Here is a 14798-nt window from a genome sequence, read left to right as displayed (position 1 = left end):
GTCAGTTGCCCTGCTTCCACGCCGCCTCGATCGCCTTCGCCGCATTCTGCGGGCTCATGCTGCCACCGGCGATCTCCGCGGTGACGTCGTTGACGACGCGGCCGACCGACGGACCAAGGCTCTGGTCATAGAAGTTCTGGTGGTAGTTCGACTTCGCCAGATTGGCCGCGATCAGCTTCATGAAGGCATTGTTGAGACCAGCGTCCGCGCCCTGCACCACCGGGATGATGAAGTTACCCGCCGCAAGCCGCGTCTGCACGTCCTTCGAGACGAAGTACTTCAGGAAATCGACCGCCTCCTTCGGCGAACCTTTCGTGACCAGCCAGCCGGTAATGCCGCCGAGCGTGTCGGTCGGCGCGCCCTTGCCGCCGGCCACCACCGGGAAGTCGAACCAGCAGATCTTGTCTTCGCTCAATCCGACCTTGTCGGCGGCGAGAGCGCGCTGCAAATGATAGACAGTGCTGATCGCGAGCGTCATCGCCGCCTTGCCGTCGCCGAAATAGCCGACGGCCTGAGGATTCTTGAAACCAAGGAAGCCATTCTGGAACGGCTGGAGATCGACGAGTTGCTTGAACAGCTCGCCGGATTTCTGGAAGGTCTCGCCGGCGAAGCCGCTGTCCTCGCCGCGCAATGCCGCGTCGAATGCCGGCTTGCCGCCGATGCGCACCGCAAGATGGGTCCAGTAGAAGTGCAACGGCCATTTGTCGGCGCCGCCGACCACGATCGGCGTCACACCGGCGGCCTTCAACGTCTTCACCGCCGCAAGCAGATCGTCCCAGCTCTTGATCCCGGCAGGATCGACTTTCGCCTTGGCCATCAGCTCCTTGTTGCAGAGGAAGCCGACCTGCGATAGCGCGGTCGGCAGACCATAAACGCGGCCGTTGGCGGTGAACGCGGCGAGCGCGGCCGGCGTGAGACTATCGCTGTAACCCTTCACCTGTTCGGTGATGTCGTCGAGAACACCTGCCTCGATCTGGGTCTTCAGGACGCCGCCGGCCCAGCTGTAGATGATGTTCGGGCGATCCTTGGATTGCAGGATGGTCGGCAGCTTGGCCTTGTAGGCTTCGTTCTCGAGAAACTGCATCTCGACCTTGACGCCAGGATGGGAGGCCTCATAGGCGCGCGCGACCTCCTCCCAGATTTTCACCTGGGCCGGATTTGCCTCGATGTGCAGCCACTTTACGATCGTATCGGATGCTGCGGCGTCGGCCAAAAGCAGGCATGCGGCAGCGGCGAGTCCCAGCTTCCTGAGCAGTCTCATCACATCTCCTCCCGACCGATCTTATTCTTTGCCGCGATCCTGCTCCCGATTTCTGAGGTACGCAACTAAAATTCTGATCTACGTACCTCAGAAGCAAGCACGCGCATTCGCCAAAACGCTCGATGTTGTGTTTAGCAATGCGACAATGTTGATTTCAGCCGCTCGCGGCCGGCAAGCCCGTCGTCTGCTGCGGCACGCCGGCGCGGTCGACAAGCAGATCCGTGAGTCCCGCCCCCAGCCACATGCCGCCGAGCACGAGCCAGGCGGTGAGTGCGAATACGGAGGCACCAGTCACGCCGGCGCCGACCGCGCAGCCGCCGGCGAGCATCGCGCCAAACCCCATCAGCACCGCGCCGAACAGATAGCGCCGCATGCCGAGCCCGTCCGAAAATCCCTCGAGCTTAAGTTCATGCGCGCGCGCCGCGGCCAGAAACGAGCCGAGGAATACGCCGGGGACGATGCCGAGGTCGAAGCCGAGCCGAAGCTGCGCGCTGTTGAGCACCAGCATCAAGAGCTCGGCCGACGGCCCGCTGAAGGTGAGGCTCTTCAAGGTCACCGGCGCGAAGGAAGCCTGCGACAGCTGGTAGGTGAAGAGCCAGCCGGCGACGACGGCCGTTCCGGTCGCAATCGCGGCAAGGATCAGCCGGCGCGGCAACCGGCTGCGAAAGGCGAAGGCCAGCCCCGCAATCAGCCACAAACCTCCGAATGCAAGCTTCTCGGGCGTGCCGGCACCGAACATGGCCATGATGTCGCGCGACGGACCGCCATCGACCAGCCACAGGTTGGTCACCCATTCACGGGCGGGCGACAGCAGGCCGCGATAGGAGGCTTGCGCGGTCACCGCAAACACCAGCCCCGACAACAATGCCCGGAGATTGCCATTGGCCGAGAGCACCAGCAGCCGGCTGGCGCAGCCGCGCGCCAAAATCATCCCGCAACCGAACATCACACCGCCCAGGAGAGCGCCGGAGATGCTGCCCTGCTGCGCGAGCTGGCGCGCCTCGGATACGTCGAGCCAGCCGAGCGCGACCAGGCCTTGCGTACCCACCAGCGCCGCGGCAAAAGTCAGGAGCCAGACGGCAAGGCGCGGCCCGCCCTCGCCTCGGGAAAATTCGACCGCCGCGGCACGCAGACAGAAGCGGCTGCGCTGCGCGAAGAACCCGAACAGACCCCCGACCATGAGGCCGCCGAACCATGACAGCGGATCTTCACCCAAGAGATCGATGATCGGCGTCAGCACGTCCGCCTCGGCTGTTGCTGCGAGCATGCAATTCTAGCGATCGCGTCGTCGCGTCCCATGAGCCAGATCAAAGCTCGATGTCGCAGGATGCCGGAACACAGCGGCCTCAGGGGCGCAAATAGGCAAATCCCTGCTGTTGCAGCTCGACGAGCCGCACCACGCCGCCCTTCTCGGCCACCACGAAACCGGGCGTGAGATCGTCCAGCTTGACGCCCTGCGCCTTCATCGTATTGGCGCAGGCATCGAAGCCGACGCCGGCATCGACGAGCTTCGTCATCATCGCAACGGTGTGGTCCTGCGCCGCGAGCGCGTGGAAGGCACGCAGCGCCGGTCCGTGCACGACCAGCCTGATGTCGGCCTTGCCGGGTCCACCGACGCCGTCGACATGGTTCTGCAGATTGCCCAGAACGAAGACGACACGATCGGAATCGGCCAGATGATAGACGACGCGCTGTCGCGCGGGCGTTTCCGTCGCCGCGGACGCCTGGCGCACCGCGAACGCACCAAACAGCCCGGCAACGCTCGCGCCAAGCATGGATCGACGCTGCATGGTCCCTCCTATCGTGCCTGCTTGATGAACTCGGCGATTCGATCGGCAACGTCTTCCGCGAACAGGTCGCGGAAGAAATGATCGGCGTCCTCGATCTTGTCGAGATGCACCCTGCCCCCGCTCGAACCGGCAAGCGACGTGAAGGCGGCCGCCACGTCGGGCACGACGGTGTCCTTGGTCGCGGCGAGCACCAGCACCGGCAGCTTCACGCGCGCCACCAGCGCGGCCGTGTCCTGGCCGGCATCGGGACCGTAGAATGACGCAAAGGCCCGCGCGGAAACCACGGCATTGCGGCAATAGACGAAGCCCGGCACGTCCATCCACTCCCCGCCCCGGCCCGCCGCAACCGCTTTCGTCGCCAGCTCCAGAACCGGCTCGAGCGGCTTGCCATAGGTCTTGGCGTAGGAGGCGCGCAGATCGGCCTCGGCTTTTGCGGTCACCGGCGCCAGCAGCACCCCACCCGCCACCGGCGAAGTCTCGTTCGCGGCAAGATACCGCGCCACCTGGTTGCCGCCGCGCGAATGGCCGAACGCGAAGACGAGCCGGGACATGCCCCTCGCCCGCGCGACCCAGGCGCCGATCTCCGCGACTGCATCCTCAACGACATAATCATGCCGTGCGGTACAGTCGTACATGCCTTTGCGGCGATCGAGCCCCAGCGACAGCGTATGGGCGAGCGAAGCGATGCCGCGCTGCTCAAGCGCCTTGGCAACGCCCTGAATGACCTCCATGTCCTTGTGCGCAAGCGTGCCGTGGGTCATTACGACGAGCGGCGTGTCCGGTGTCATCGCGGCTGGCGTGCGCAGTGTCGCGAGCGTGGTGCGGCCGTCGACCGACAGTTCGAGCTCCTGTTCAGCCGCATATGCGGACCCTGCGAACGCGAGCAAGACGGCCAGTCCTATCAACCATCGCATCAGCGGCTTTCTCCTCAGGGCCGGACAATCGTCCAGTTCTTCTCCGCCAAATCCATCAGCGCGGCAACCCCGACCTGCGTGACGCTGACGCCCTCAATCAGCGGCGGCCGCTTGTCCTCCTTCGCCGCCAGCGTCTCCAGCGTGTTGCCGCAAGCGATGAAGCTCACATTGGGCATCGATTTCAGGAAGTTCGCCAGGCGCTCCTTCACCGGCGAGCGGTCCTGAAGCAGCATGTCGAGGCCGCCGTTGAACGCAACCACTGCGATTTCGACATCCTCGCCCTGCCCCGAATAATGCCGCGAGACGTTGGCCGCAACATCGAGCACGGCGCGCATCTTGACCGGGTCGTCGTCGCTGATCTGCAGCGCGAGCCTGTGAGGTTCGGCCGCCTGGGCCACGGCCGGATGGATTACGATGAGCGAGCCAACAGCGAGAGCCGCATGCAGCACCGCGCGGCGGCTCGCCCGGCCGTGTCTCACTCCACGCCCCGCGACTTCTTCTCCTTGCCGTCCTCGGGCGTCACGTCGATGGCGGCAGCGCGCCCCGTAATCTTCACCGGGGCGATGCAATTCTTCATGCAGGGGTCTTTCTGCCAGAACGACTTCTCGCTGGTGGCGCGGTCGTCCATCACGAACCCTTGCTCGTTCGGCATCTTGATCGTCGCAAGGGTCTTCTTGTTCAGCTCGAAGTTTTGATCGGTGACGACGTCGTTCAGATAGAGGACGTAAGCGACCAGCGCATAATATTCATCGACGGACAGGGATCCCGTATTGCCATAAGGCATAGCGTGACGGACGTAGTCGAACACGGTGGACGCGTAGGGCCAGTACGAGCCGACCGTCTTGACCGGGTTGTCAGACGTCAGTGAGCCCTTGCCGCCGGCCAGCACCGGCCAGCGGCCGTTGCCCTCGCCGAACTCGCCGTGGCAGGACGAACAATTGTCCATGAACAGCTTTTCGCCCTGCATGGCCGTGCCCTTGCCGTCCGGCAGGCCCTGGCCGTCCGGGCGCACGTCGATATCCCAGCCGCTGATCTCGTCCGCGGTCGGCGCGCGGCCGATGTGATAGCGTGGACCGTTCTTGGCGTCCGCCTTCTGCTGCGCGAGCGCCGGCACGCTCAGCGCGCATGCGAGCAGCGCGGCTGCAGTGAACTTAAGCGACTTCGACATTCTCGACCTCACCATTGGCCTGCACATGCCAGGTCTGGATGCCATTGTTGTGATAGATGGAGTTGACGCCGCGGATCTTGCGCAGCTCCGCCTTGCTCGGCTGCACGTAGCCGGTTTCGTCCTGCACGCGCGATTGCAGCAGCAGCGGCTCACCGTTCCAGTCGAACTCGTAGTAAAAACGCGTCAGCGCCTTGTCGAGAACCGGCCCGTCGAGCCGCGCCGGCCACCAATTTCGGCCGCCGTCGAGTGACACGTCCACGCGCTTGACCTTGCCGTTGCCGCTCCAGGCCAGACCCGAGACGATGGTAAAGCCTTTGCCGTGCTTGATCGGTGCTTGCGGGCTCGGGCTCGTGATCACGGACTTGGCGTCCATCGACCAGGTGAAGCGGCGCGCCTTGCCGTTCGGCATGAGGTCCGTGTATTTCGACGTCTCCTCGCGAGTGTGCCAGGGCTGGTCGCCGACCTTGATGCGGCGCAGCCACTTGACCCAGAGATTGCCCTGCCAGCCTGGCACCACGAGCCGCATCGGATAGCCCTGTTCGGGATAGAGCGCCTCGCCGTTCATCTTGTAGGCGATGATGCAGTCGTCGAGCGCTTTCTCGATCGGCAGGCTGCGGTCCATCGCCGCCGCGTCGGCGCCTTCGACCAGCAGCCACTTGCCGCTCGCCTTGACGCCGGCTTCCTCCAGCAGGGTGCGCAGCGAGACGCCGGTGTACTGCACGCAGTGGATCATGCCGTGGGTGAACTGGCAGCCATTAAGCTGGGCGCCGCGCCATTCCATGCCCGAATTCGCCGCGCATTCCATGAAGTGGATGCGGTTGACGCGCGGATAGCGCTTCAACTCCTCCAGGGTGAGAATGAGCGGACGCTCGACCAGCCCGTGGATCATCAGGCGATGATCGGCCGGATCGATCTCGGCGATGCCGCCGTGATGCCGCTCGAAACAGAGGCCGTTCGGGGTGATGATGCCTTCGAGCTCATGCAGCGGCGTGAAACTCACCGAGGATTCGCGCGAGGCGGTCAGCCATTCGACGTCGCGCCGGACGACGTCCTTCTCGAATTTCGACGGCTTACCATACGGGCGCACCGCGACGCCCTCGCCGAGCGACTTGGTCCATTCCGGCACATTGGGCGGCTGGTTGGCGGGATTTCCGCCTGCGGCCGCCGGCCTTGCCAGCATCGAGGCTGCGACGCCGGCGCCGGCGGCCAGGAAGCTGCGACGGGATTGACTGTCCATCTTCGACATCGCTTCTTACGCTCCGGTAACTTTGACGGCCCGGTTGGGCTCGAGCCGAACGGTTTTCTGTCGCGTCAGGTAATTCGCGACGACGTCCCAGATCGGCGGCCCTTCGGTTCCTTCGTTGACGCTGGCCCAGCCGGCGACCTGATATTCCCTGGCGGGCTCGATCGGTGTGCCGGTCTTGAGGACCTGCATGTCGGAGATGCGCTGCCCCTGCGGCTTGGTGACGTCGATCGCGTAGGAAAGCCCGCCGATCCGCACCATGTCGCCGCCCTGCTGATAATAGGGGTCGACATTGAAGAGGTTATCGGCGACGTCCTCGATGATCTCCTTCAACCGCGAACCCGTCATACCCATGCGGTAAACCGCCGGATACGTGATCGCGGTCGCGTTGGTGACGTCCTCGAAAGTGATGTCCTGTCCGGGCAGCACGCTGGTGCCCCAGCGGAAACCGGGCGAGAGTGCGATCTCGGCATCGCGCTCCTGCAGCAGCGCCTGGCAGATCAGATCGTCGAACGTGCCGTTGAAATTGCCGCGCCGGTAGAGCAGCGAGTCGGTCTTGCCGAGTACCTTGGCCAGATCGGAGGCGAAGGGTTTGCGGACCTCGGCGATCTTCGCGGCCATCTCGGCGTCCGCCGTGATCACATCGGAGAACAGCGGAATGAGCTTGTAACGGAACGCTTTGACCTCACCGTCGCGGACGTCGAGATCGAGCCGCGAGACGAACTTGCCGGAGGAGCCCGATGCGATCAGCAGGGTCTTGCCTACCTTGACCGCCTCCGGCAGCGCGTCATGGGTATGGCCGGTCAGGATAACGTCGATGCCCTTGACGCGGCTCGCGAGCTTGCGGTCGACATCGAAACCGTTATGCGACAGCAGCACGACGAGCTGCGCGCCGCCTTTGCGCGCCTTGTCGACTTGCGCCTGGACGTCCTCCTCGCGCACGCCGAACGACCAGTTCGGAATCATCCAGCGCGGATTGGCGACCGGTGTATAGGGGAAGGCCTGGCCGAGCACCGCGATCTTGACGCCGCCGCGCTCGATCATGGTCGAGCCCTCGAACGCCGCCTCGTTCCATTCGGTGTCGCGGATATTGAGGCCGAGGAACGGGAAGCCGAGGCCTTCGATGGCCTGCTTGACCCGCTCGCTGCCGTAGGTGAACTCCCAATGCCCGGTCATGGCGTCGGGCTTGAGCAGTGCCATGCAGTCGATCATGTCCTGACCGCGCGTCTTCAGTGACGACCATGAGCCCTGCCAGGTGTCGCCGCCGTCGAGCAATGCGACCTTGTCGCCGCGCTCGGCACGGATCGCCTTGATCACGGTCGCGGCGCGATCGAGGCCGCCGATCCGGCCATAACTCTTGGCGAGCGCCTCGAAATCCTCCGAGGTCAGGGCGTAGGCCGCCGAGGAGCCGGGCGCGATGCCGAAGCGGGCGAGAAACTCCTTGCCGGTGACGTGCGGCGGAAGGCCCTTGGCCTCACCCACGCCGAGATTGGTCGAAGGCTCGCGGAAATAGAGCGGCATCAGCTGACCGTGGATATCGGTCACATGCACCAGCGTGACGTTGCCGAGCGGCTCGAAGGCCAACAATTCCTTTTCGGTCAAGCGCTGCTGGGCGAACGCACGGTTCAGGCTGGAGCCCACACCGGTCGAAAGTCCTGCCGTTGCCGCGGCAACCTGAATGAACTCGCGGCGAGAGATCATGCGCAACACTCCTGCAAGCTCAACGTTTCAGTTGCGCACCGACGGCGTCTCGACCGGAAGGCCGATGCCGCGCCAGGCCACATAGAGCTCGAGCGCGAGGAACTCGTCCGATAGCGGCTTGAACGGCTCGGCGCGCACGTCGAACATGCAGCCTTCGAATCGCTCATGCAGTGGCACCAGGCGCTGGTCGCGCAGCCGATAGGTCGGAAAACCGTTGGTCTGGCCCTGGCTCAGGAAGTCCGCGCGCATGAACTTGCCGTTGTTGCGCTCGTGGCAGGACTCGCAGGCGAGATCGAGTTGGCCGTAGCGCGTGTAATAGATCTGCTTGCCGCGCTCGAACCAGGGCGACATCGGCCCGTCGGTCTTCACCGAGACTTTCATGCCGCGCGATTGGTAGCGCACGAACGCTGTCATGTCGGTCAGCTCACGGGATTTGAATTTCCAGGGCTCGGCCTTCATGTGCTCGCTGCGGCAGATGTTGATGCGCTGTTCGAGATTGACCGGCTTCTTCAGCTTGTCGTCCCATTTCGGCATGGCGGCGCCGACGCCCTTCATGCTGGTCTCGGCCTCGCCGTGACAGCTCATGCAGGACTTGCCCTCGCTGCCCTCGACCTTCTTCCAGACGTCAGCCGCGCGCTCCACGGCGAGGAAGCCCGGATTCTCGAGATCGTCGTCCTGCAGCGCGCGGGTCTCCTTGCTGCGAAATTCGTAGCCGGAGATGATGGTCTTGAAGACGTGGCCGGGCGGCGCCGCGATGCCCTTGCGCTCGGCGTCCTCAGCGACCGCGAGCGTCGCAACCGACGCGGCGGCCGCGACCAGAGCGGCCAACCCAACATATCGTCGCGCCATTGCGTGCCTCCCTCAATGCGCGATGCGCATCATGCCTTGAACGCAATCTTCTCTTCAGCCGTGATCACCGTGCCATCGTCGTCCGTCCAGGAGAACTTGAACGTGCCGGCTTCGTCGACCCGCGCGTCGAACTGGACGTAGGGATTGGCCGAGATCGCAGGCTCGAGCGCGCAGGAGAACACCGGCTTTCCGTTGAACTCGCAGGCGAACTTGTTGATGATCTTGCGCGGAATGGCCTTGCCCTGCGCGTCCTTGCGCTGGCCGGATTCCATGACATGCGAGACCAGGGTCTTGATCTGGATCACCTCGCCTTTGGCCGCTTCCTTGGGAAGCTTGATGCGCGGTTTGTCTGCCATTGTTCCTCTCCTGACGCCCTAGCCGCCGCAGCCGCCGATGGTGACCTTGACGGTCTTCTGCTCCATGAACAGCGAACCGTCACTCATCTTCGCGACCGCAATCACGTTCTGCGTGGTCGCAAGCCGGATCCGGATCGAAGCTTCCGCCTTGCCCGACAGCGGCGTAAACGACAGCGTCGCCACGCCCGCATTGGGGTTGCCGTCGGCGATGATCAGAACGTCTTTCACATAGGCGTCTGCCGTCATCGGGCTCTCGATGTTGATCGAGAGCGGCACGGTGTTGCCGTTCTCCGCGATCTCCGGCAGGTCGAGCGCGATCTTGCCCTTGGCAGGCCGCTTGCCGCCGGTGAACGTCTCGATCCACTTCGCCGCATCGCCCGTCACCTCGGCATCGGCTGCGATGGGCATCAGCGTCAGCATGACGAAGCCGCCCCCGAGCGCAAATGCCTGCCGTCGATTGATGGCTCTCATTCCTGATCCTCCTCGCCGTCAGTTCAGCGTCTTGAGAAAAGCGATGACGTCCTCGACCTGCGCGGCCGTCAAAATGGACTTGCCGACGAACTCCGGGCGCACCCGGCTGAGGCCATCATTCCGGAAGAACGCCGGCATGACGGTGTCGGTAAAGATGCGCTTGGGGTCGGCGATGATGAGGCGCAATTGCTCCTCGGTGTAGCGGCCGGCCACGCCGTCCAGGGATGGACCGAACTCGCCGTGGAAATCCTCGGACTTCAGGCTGGTGACCTGGTGGCAGGCCAGGCAATTGCCGAGCGTGCGCGTCAGAAATACCTTCTTGCCGGCGGCGGCATTACCGGGCGCGCCGGTCAGGGATTTCGGCAAGGAGTCGTTGACGATATCGAGCCTGATCGGCTCCTTGTTCGGATCTTGCGCCAGAGCGCTTCCGGCCGACAGACAAAGTGCAAACGCAGCTGCAAGCGAGCGCCGCATGTTCCTACCCTCGGATCGCGGGGTGACGCCCGCTTGGTCACGACGGACTCACAGTCCATCAAATTCAGTTATTATGATATGTTCATATAAACGCTGGCGTCAAGCGGAATTCGACGGCGTTCCGCATCAGCCGTTCGCGGCGAGAAAATCCCGGAACGAGCCGCGCTCGTAAGCGCGCTCCCGCACGAAGCGAAACATCGCCAGGAAGTGCGGCGGCTTGAGATAGCCGGGTGCCCGCGCCACCTCGCGCGCCATTGCATCCTTTGTTTCGAGGCCATCGGCGGATGGTGGAAAGAACTGAAAGGTCGGCGTGAACCGGATCCCGTATTTCTGGGCGAGCTCTTTCTCTGTTAATTCCTGGCGGTCGAAGTCCGTCACCTTGCGCGAGCCGATCAGGTTGAGCTGCAACACCTCGAAATTGTCGCGGATATAGCTGGCGATGCCGGCATCGGCGAAGTTCACAAGATGCGTCTCGCGGCAATAGGGGCAGCCGCGCAGCTCCCACATGATGGCAAGCCGCTTGCCGCCGGCCGCAGCGCCCTCCAGATCCTCGCGCAGATCGAGGAAGCTCTGCAGAAACCAGGGCTCGTGATAGAGCCCGTCTTCTCCGACGACTGCCTCGGCCGCCGCCGCGCCGCGGCCGGCCAACGCCGCGCCTGCAGCGAATGCGAGGACGCCGCGTCGCGTCGGCTTGCGAAGCGAGGTCGGGGTTTCGTGCCTCGGAAGGTCTTGCGCGTTGCTCATTTTCATTATGATATTCGAATACACGAATGTGACAAGGAGATCCTATCTTGCGCTGCACCATCGTGCTGCTGGCATGGCTGGCCTCGAACGCGCTCGCGCTCGGCGCGGAAGCCGATAGACCTGCGGATTTCGCATCGGCGATGGCGCCGATCATGGCCAATCTGCGCACCGCCGCGAGCTATGCGCGCACTGGAAATTTCGCACTGGCGCAGATCGAGACGGACGAAGCGGTCGCCGGGTGGAAGCGGCTTGTGCCGAGCACATCCGGTCCCCCGCCCGCTTATGCGCCGGCCGAATTGACGCGATTTCTCGACGGAGGTCGCGAGAGACTCACGGCGATCACGGGCGCGCTGGACCGCGGAGACAATGTCGCCGCTGGCCGCGAGTTGCTTGCGGTTCGGCAGGCTTTTCACGCGCTCAGGCGTCACGCGGGCCTGTACGACCTCGGCGATTGCATCTTCGAGATCGCGCCCGCCATGGAAGCGTTGCGTATCGCCGCCACCAGGTACGGCGAACAGCCGGCATCGGCGAATGCCGAGGACACCGTCGCCGCCGCGAGTGCGTTCCGCGATCGGCTTCAACGCTGTAACGAATGGGCAAACAGCGAGATCGCCGTCCAAGGTGAATTCCGCCGCCTGATCGACGGCGCAATCGCCAGCAGCGGCGAGATCGCTCATGCCGCGATGGCGGGCGACGGCCCGCTCGTGCATCGTTACCTCATCGAACTGCAATCCTCTGCCCAGTTGCTCGACTTCCGTTACGGCTAGCCTCAGCCGATGCTGGTCAATGCAGGAAAATGCTCGAGCAGCCATTCGGAGACCACGGGCATCAATCCGGTCAGGAACATCAGACCCGTCGCGACCAGGAATACGCCCATCGTCTTCTCGATCAGACCGAGATGCCGGCGCACACGGCCAAGCGCGGCAATGAAGCGACCGGTGAAGGCCGCCGCGACCAGGAAGGGAATGCCGGTCCCGACCGAATAGGCGAGGAGCAGCAGTGCGCCCCGTCCGGTCGTGTCCTCCGATCCCGCCATCAGCAGGACGGCGGCGAGGATGGGGCCGGCACAGGGCGTCCAGCCAAACGCAAAGGCCAGGCCCATGACGAAGGCCCCCGCCACGCCGGCCGGGCGGTTGTCAACTTGCACGGTCGCGCTGCGATAGAGCAGCGGAATCCGAAGGAGCCCCAGGAAATGCAGGCCCATGACGATAATCAGCCCGCCGGCGACGATGCCGAGCGTCGACAGGTGCGCGGAAATGAAGTGTCCCGCGATCGAGGCGGTCGAGCCGAGCGCGACGAACACCAGCGAAAAGCCCGCCACGAAGGCCAGCGCGGAGATCAGGATCCGCGGCCGCAGATCCGGCCTGTCGCCGGACAGATCCGTGACCGAGACGCCGGCCATGTAGCACAGGAAGGGCGGCACCAGGGGCAGGATGCAGGGCGACAGGAACGACAACAGGCCCGCGACGAAGGCCGCACCCAGCGTAACGTCCAAGGTCATTTCCGCCCCATCCCTAGCACATATACGAATTTAATGATATAAAGCGCCGAGGACGTTTGGAAAGCAAGTCCTTCACGAGGAAGTCTGCAAAGGCCGGTTACGCAGCATGCACAGAATCATCGTTTTGCTCGCGCTCGCCGTCGGGCTCACGCTGCCCGCGACGGCATCGCGCGCCGCCGAGCTCGTCATGTTCGAGCGCGCCGGCTGCGCCTGGTGCGCGCGCTTCAACGCCGAGATCGCCCCGATCTACGGCAAGACCGACGAAAGCCGGGCTGCACCACTGCGCCGGGTCGACCTGAACAGCCCCCTTCCCGCCGATCTCGCCGGAATCGATCCGGGTCCCTTCACGCCGACCTTCATCGTGGTACAAGGGGGCCGCGAGATCGGGCGCATTCGCGGCTATCCCGGCGATGCCTTCTTCTTCGGCTTGTTGGACCGAATCCTGTCAAACACGGGATCGGAACCCGGGAGGTCGTGACCATCTTGCGGATTTTCTGAGAGGAACTTGACGCGATGCCGTTGCCAAAGCTGAAGGATATCGAGGGCTCCGCCGAACTCGAGCAGATGATCGAGAAGGCGCGCGAGGCCAGCGACATGCTCAAGGCGCTGTCGCACGAGTCCCGATTGCTGCTGCTCTGCATCCTCTCCGAGGGCGAGAAGTCCGTGACCGAGCTCGAGCAGTTCCTTGGCGAGCGCCAATCGACCGTCTCCCAGCAGCTCGCGCGGTTGCGGCTCGATCGGCTGGTGACGACCCGCCGCGACGGCAAGACGATCTACTACAGTCTCGCCAGCGAGGACGTCCGCAAGATTCTCACCGCCGTTTACGACGTGTTCTGCGAGCCGGTTCGCCGGCGCCGCCGGTAGTTCTCCACGCTGGATTTTCGCGCCCCACCGGGGCAGACTACCCGCAAGGCAGAACCAAAAACGAAGCGGGAGGAATGCTGAGCCCTTCGACCATAGCGTTCGCATGCGGGCTTGCCGCCGGTGCCGTGCTCGGCGTTGCCGGCCGCGCGGGTCGTTTCTGTACGCTGGCGATGCTCGAGGACGCATTCTTCGGATCGGATTTTCGTCGGCTGAAATCCTTCGCGCTGGCCGCGGCAGTCGCCCTGCTCGCGACCCAGGCGCTCGCCGCGTTCGGCATTGTCGATCTGTCGCGGTCGATCTACCTCACGGCGTCGATCGGACTTGGCGGTGCGATCATCGGCGGGCTGATGTTCGGCGTCGGCATGGCGCTGGTCGGCACCTGCGGCTTCGGCACGCTGGTGCGCGTTGGCGGCGGCGATCTGCGCGCCATCGTGGTCTTTCTCGTGCTCGGCCTGTCGGCGCTCGCGACCATGCGCGGCATCACCGGCATGCTGCGCCTGATGCTGATCGAGCCGTTGTCGTTGCGGCTACCCGAGGGAAGCACCCAGACCTTGACGTCGCTGCTCGGCGCAGGCAGCGCGATGCGCGCGATCCTCGTCGTGGCGATGTCCGCCGCGCTCGCCTTCTGGGCCCTTGCAGATGGCAGGCTGATCCGGTCGCCGCGGCTCCTGGCCTCCGGCATTGCCGTCGGCGCCGCGATTGCGTTCGGCTGGTTTGCCACCGGATGGCTTGCCGACGACGAGTTCGACCCCGTGCGGGTCTCCTCGCTCAGCTTCGTGGCACCGCTTGGTGATGCCATTCTCTACGTCGCCACCTTCTCCGGCGCGCGGCTCAATTTCGGCATCGGCTCGGTTGCCGGCGTCGTCGCCGGCTCGTTTGCCGCCGCGATGCTCGCGCGCGGATTCCGCTGGGAAGCGTGCGACGACGCACGCGAGCTGAAGCGTCACATGATCGGCGCGCTGCTGATGGGCATCGGCGGCATCATGTCGATGGGCTGCACCATCGGTCAGGGCCTGAGCGCGCTGTCGACGCTCGCGGTTTCGGCCCCCGTCACGATGGTGGCCATCGCCTGCGGCGCCCGCCTCGGGCTCGAGTTCACGATGACCGGCGAGTGGCTGCCGGCCGTTCGCAGACTGTTCGGGGTCTCGACCTGACTCGAAAAACGCGGATCGCCGTCGAACTGCCGGCCTCGTATCCTCCTGCAGTCCGGTTGCCCTTTCAAGCATGACGGCAGACACACCTTCGCATTCTCGCGGCTGATTTCGCCCGAGCTTTGCTTGGTCTCGCTACCCTCTAAGGCCAAGAGGGCGCAGGGAAGGCCGGGTGCTGGCTCGCACCCGCGGTCTGCTGCGCGAAAAGCACGCGCCGGAAGAACCGCACAGCAGCATACAGGTGGTGCCGATCACTCGGCCTTCCCTGCGCGATGGCTGGACGGCTTATGCCGTGATCTCCCGGGAGCCGA

The 14798-nt window shown here is 64.5% G+C and carries 18 protein-coding genes; 4 read left to right on the top strand and 14 right to left on the bottom strand.

Going from position 1 to position 14798, the window contains the following annotated elements:
• Position 1 precedes the first annotated feature (1 nt).
• From GGD61_RS34115 to GGD61_RS34055, 13 genes are all read right to left on the bottom strand, one after another.
• Positions 2-1261 carry an extracellular solute-binding protein gene (locus GGD61_RS34115; protein ID WP_092261878.1) on the bottom strand — a complete coding sequence of 420 codons (1260 nt, stop codon included), beginning with the start codon at positions 1259-1261 and terminating at the stop codon, positions 2-4.
• 154 nt (positions 1262-1415) lie between these two features.
• Entirely contained in the window at positions 1416-2501 is a 1086-nt protein-coding gene (locus GGD61_RS34110; RefSeq protein ID WP_092261951.1) for a YeeE/YedE family protein, read from the bottom strand.
• A gap of 106 nt (positions 2502-2607) precedes the next feature.
• Entirely contained in the window at positions 2608-3051 is a 444-nt protein-coding gene (locus GGD61_RS34105; protein ID WP_092261877.1) for a DsrE family protein, read from the bottom strand.
• 8 nt (positions 3052-3059) lie between these two features.
• Entirely contained in the window at positions 3060-3965 is a 906-nt protein-coding gene (locus tag GGD61_RS34100; protein WP_092261876.1) for an alpha/beta hydrolase, read from the bottom strand.
• 14 nt (positions 3966-3979) lie between these two features.
• Positions 3980-4444 carry a DsrE family protein gene (locus GGD61_RS34095; RefSeq protein ID WP_092261875.1) on the bottom strand — a complete coding sequence of 155 codons (465 nt, stop codon included), beginning with the start codon at positions 4442-4444 and terminating at the stop codon, positions 3980-3982.
• On the bottom strand, positions 4441-5133 hold the full coding sequence (locus tag GGD61_RS34090; protein ID WP_177237456.1) for a c-type cytochrome: 693 nt from the start codon (positions 5131-5133) through the stop codon (positions 4441-4443). The genes GGD61_RS34095 and GGD61_RS34090 overlap by 4 nt, the downstream gene beginning before the upstream one ends.
• The gene (gene soxC / locus GGD61_RS34085; RefSeq protein WP_092261873.1) at positions 5117-6379 is read right to left on the bottom strand and encodes a sulfite dehydrogenase; all 1263 of its coding nucleotides are present in this window, start codon (positions 6377-6379) and stop codon (positions 5117-5119) included. The genes GGD61_RS34090 and soxC overlap by 17 nt, the downstream gene beginning before the upstream one ends.
• A gap of 6 nt (positions 6380-6385) precedes the next feature.
• Entirely contained in the window at positions 6386-8077 is a 1692-nt protein-coding gene (soxB, locus tag GGD61_RS34080; protein ID WP_183231928.1) for a thiosulfohydrolase SoxB, read from the bottom strand.
• Between the two features lie 27 nt (positions 8078-8104).
• Entirely contained in the window at positions 8105-8926 is an 822-nt protein-coding gene (gene soxA, locus GGD61_RS34075) for a sulfur oxidation c-type cytochrome SoxA (protein ID WP_092261871.1), read from the bottom strand.
• A 29-nt stretch (positions 8927-8955) separates the two neighbouring features.
• The gene (soxZ, locus tag GGD61_RS34070; RefSeq protein WP_092261870.1) at positions 8956-9282 is read right to left on the bottom strand and encodes a thiosulfate oxidation carrier complex protein SoxZ; all 327 of its coding nucleotides are present in this window, start codon (positions 9280-9282) and stop codon (positions 8956-8958) included.
• Positions 9283-9300: 18 nt separating this feature from the next.
• Entirely contained in the window at positions 9301-9753 is a 453-nt protein-coding gene (soxY, locus tag GGD61_RS34065) for a thiosulfate oxidation carrier protein SoxY (protein WP_183231927.1), read from the bottom strand.
• An 18-nt stretch (positions 9754-9771) separates the two neighbouring features.
• Entirely contained in the window at positions 9772-10227 is a 456-nt protein-coding gene (soxX, locus tag GGD61_RS34060; protein ID WP_092261868.1) for a sulfur oxidation c-type cytochrome SoxX, read from the bottom strand.
• A 126-nt stretch (positions 10228-10353) separates the two neighbouring features.
• Positions 10354-10977 carry a thioredoxin family protein gene (locus tag GGD61_RS34055; RefSeq protein ID WP_246786110.1) on the bottom strand — a complete coding sequence of 208 codons (624 nt, stop codon included), beginning with the start codon at positions 10975-10977 and terminating at the stop codon, positions 10354-10356.
• A gap of 146 nt (positions 10978-11123) precedes the next feature.
• Here GGD61_RS34055 and GGD61_RS34050 point away from each other — a divergent pair, with 146 nt between their 5' ends.
• Positions 11124-11738, top strand: coding sequence for a hypothetical protein (locus tag GGD61_RS34050; protein ID WP_246786109.1), 615 nt, complete (start codon positions 11124-11126; stop codon positions 11736-11738).
• Positions 11739-11740: 2 nt separating this feature from the next.
• On the opposite strand, the gene GGD61_RS34045 is transcribed toward GGD61_RS34050, so the two are convergent.
• On the bottom strand, positions 11741-12472 hold the full coding sequence (locus GGD61_RS34045; RefSeq protein WP_092261867.1) for a cytochrome c biogenesis CcdA family protein: 732 nt from the start codon (positions 12470-12472) through the stop codon (positions 11741-11743).
• Positions 12473-12578: 106 nt separating this feature from the next.
• Here GGD61_RS34045 and GGD61_RS34040 point away from each other — a divergent pair, with 106 nt between their 5' ends.
• From GGD61_RS34040 to GGD61_RS34030, 3 genes are all read left to right on the top strand, one after another.
• On the top strand, positions 12579-12950 hold the full coding sequence (locus GGD61_RS34040; protein ID WP_092261866.1) for a thioredoxin: 372 nt from the start codon (positions 12579-12581) through the stop codon (positions 12948-12950).
• Positions 12951-12985: 35 nt separating this feature from the next.
• Positions 12986-13336, top strand: coding sequence for a metalloregulator ArsR/SmtB family transcription factor (locus GGD61_RS34035; protein WP_092261865.1), 351 nt, complete (start codon positions 12986-12988; stop codon positions 13334-13336).
• Between the two features lie 74 nt (positions 13337-13410).
• Entirely contained in the window at positions 13411-14490 is a 1080-nt protein-coding gene (locus GGD61_RS34030; RefSeq protein ID WP_092261864.1) for a YeeE/YedE family protein, read from the top strand.
• Positions 14491-14798 lie beyond the last annotated feature (308 nt).

The sequence above is a fragment of the Bradyrhizobium sp. SBR1B genome, from assembly GCF_014198205.1.
Classification (GTDB): Bacteria; Pseudomonadota; Alphaproteobacteria; order Rhizobiales; family Xanthobacteraceae; genus Bradyrhizobium.
Note: the sequence above shows the minus strand (reverse complement) of the source record. Positions and strands in the feature narration are given on the sequence as shown.

What these genes read in the sequence shown, in the direction of transcription:
- GGD61_RS34115 (WP_092261878.1), bottom strand. Translation starts at nt 1,261, where the DNA reads ATGAGACTGCTCAGGAAGCTGGGACTCGCCGCTGCCGCATGCCTGCTT.
- GGD61_RS34105 (WP_092261877.1), bottom strand. Translation starts at nt 3,051, where the DNA reads ATGCAGCGTCGATCCATGCTTGGCGCGAGCGTTGCCGGGCTGTTTGGT.
- GGD61_RS34100 (WP_092261876.1), bottom strand. Translation starts at nt 3,965, where the DNA reads ATGCGATGGTTGATAGGACTGGCCGTCTTGCTCGCGTTCGCAGGGTCC.
- GGD61_RS34090 (WP_177237456.1), bottom strand. Translation starts at nt 5,133, where the DNA reads ATGTCGAAGTCGCTTAAGTTCACTGCAGCCGCGCTGCTCGCATGCGCG.
- soxC (WP_092261873.1), bottom strand. Translation starts at nt 6,379, where the DNA reads ATGTCGAAGATGGACAGTCAATCCCGTCGCAGCTTCCTGGCCGCCGGC.
- soxB (WP_183231928.1), bottom strand. Translation starts at nt 8,077, where the DNA reads ATGATCTCTCGCCGCGAGTTCATTCAGGTTGCCGCGGCAACGGCAGGA.
- soxA (WP_092261871.1), bottom strand. Translation starts at nt 8,926, where the DNA reads ATGGCGCGACGATATGTTGGGTTGGCCGCTCTGGTCGCGGCCGCCGCG.
- soxZ (WP_092261870.1), bottom strand. Translation starts at nt 9,282, where the DNA reads ATGGCAGACAAACCGCGCATCAAGCTTCCCAAGGAAGCGGCCAAAGGC.
- soxY (WP_183231927.1), bottom strand. Translation starts at nt 9,753, where the DNA reads ATGAGAGCCATCAATCGACGGCAGGCATTTGCGCTCGGGGGCGGCTTC.
- soxX (WP_092261868.1), bottom strand. Translation starts at nt 10,227, where the DNA reads ATGCGGCGCTCGCTTGCAGCTGCGTTTGCACTTTGTCTGTCGGCCGGA.
- GGD61_RS34055 (WP_246786110.1), bottom strand. Translation starts at nt 10,977, where the DNA reads ATGAAAATGAGCAACGCGCAAGACCTTCCGAGGCACGAAACCCCGACC.
- GGD61_RS34050 (WP_246786109.1), top strand. Translation starts at nt 11,124, where the DNA reads ATGGCCAATCTGCGCACCGCCGCGAGCTATGCGCGCACTGGAAATTTC.
- GGD61_RS34045 (WP_092261867.1), bottom strand. Translation starts at nt 12,472, where the DNA reads ATGACCTTGGACGTTACGCTGGGTGCGGCCTTCGTCGCGGGCCTGTTG.
- GGD61_RS34040 (WP_092261866.1), top strand. Translation starts at nt 12,579, where the DNA reads ATGCACAGAATCATCGTTTTGCTCGCGCTCGCCGTCGGGCTCACGCTG.
- GGD61_RS34035 (WP_092261865.1), top strand. Translation starts at nt 12,986, where the DNA reads ATGCCGTTGCCAAAGCTGAAGGATATCGAGGGCTCCGCCGAACTCGAG.
- GGD61_RS34030 (WP_092261864.1), top strand. Translation starts at nt 13,411, where the DNA reads ATGCTGAGCCCTTCGACCATAGCGTTCGCATGCGGGCTTGCCGCCGGT.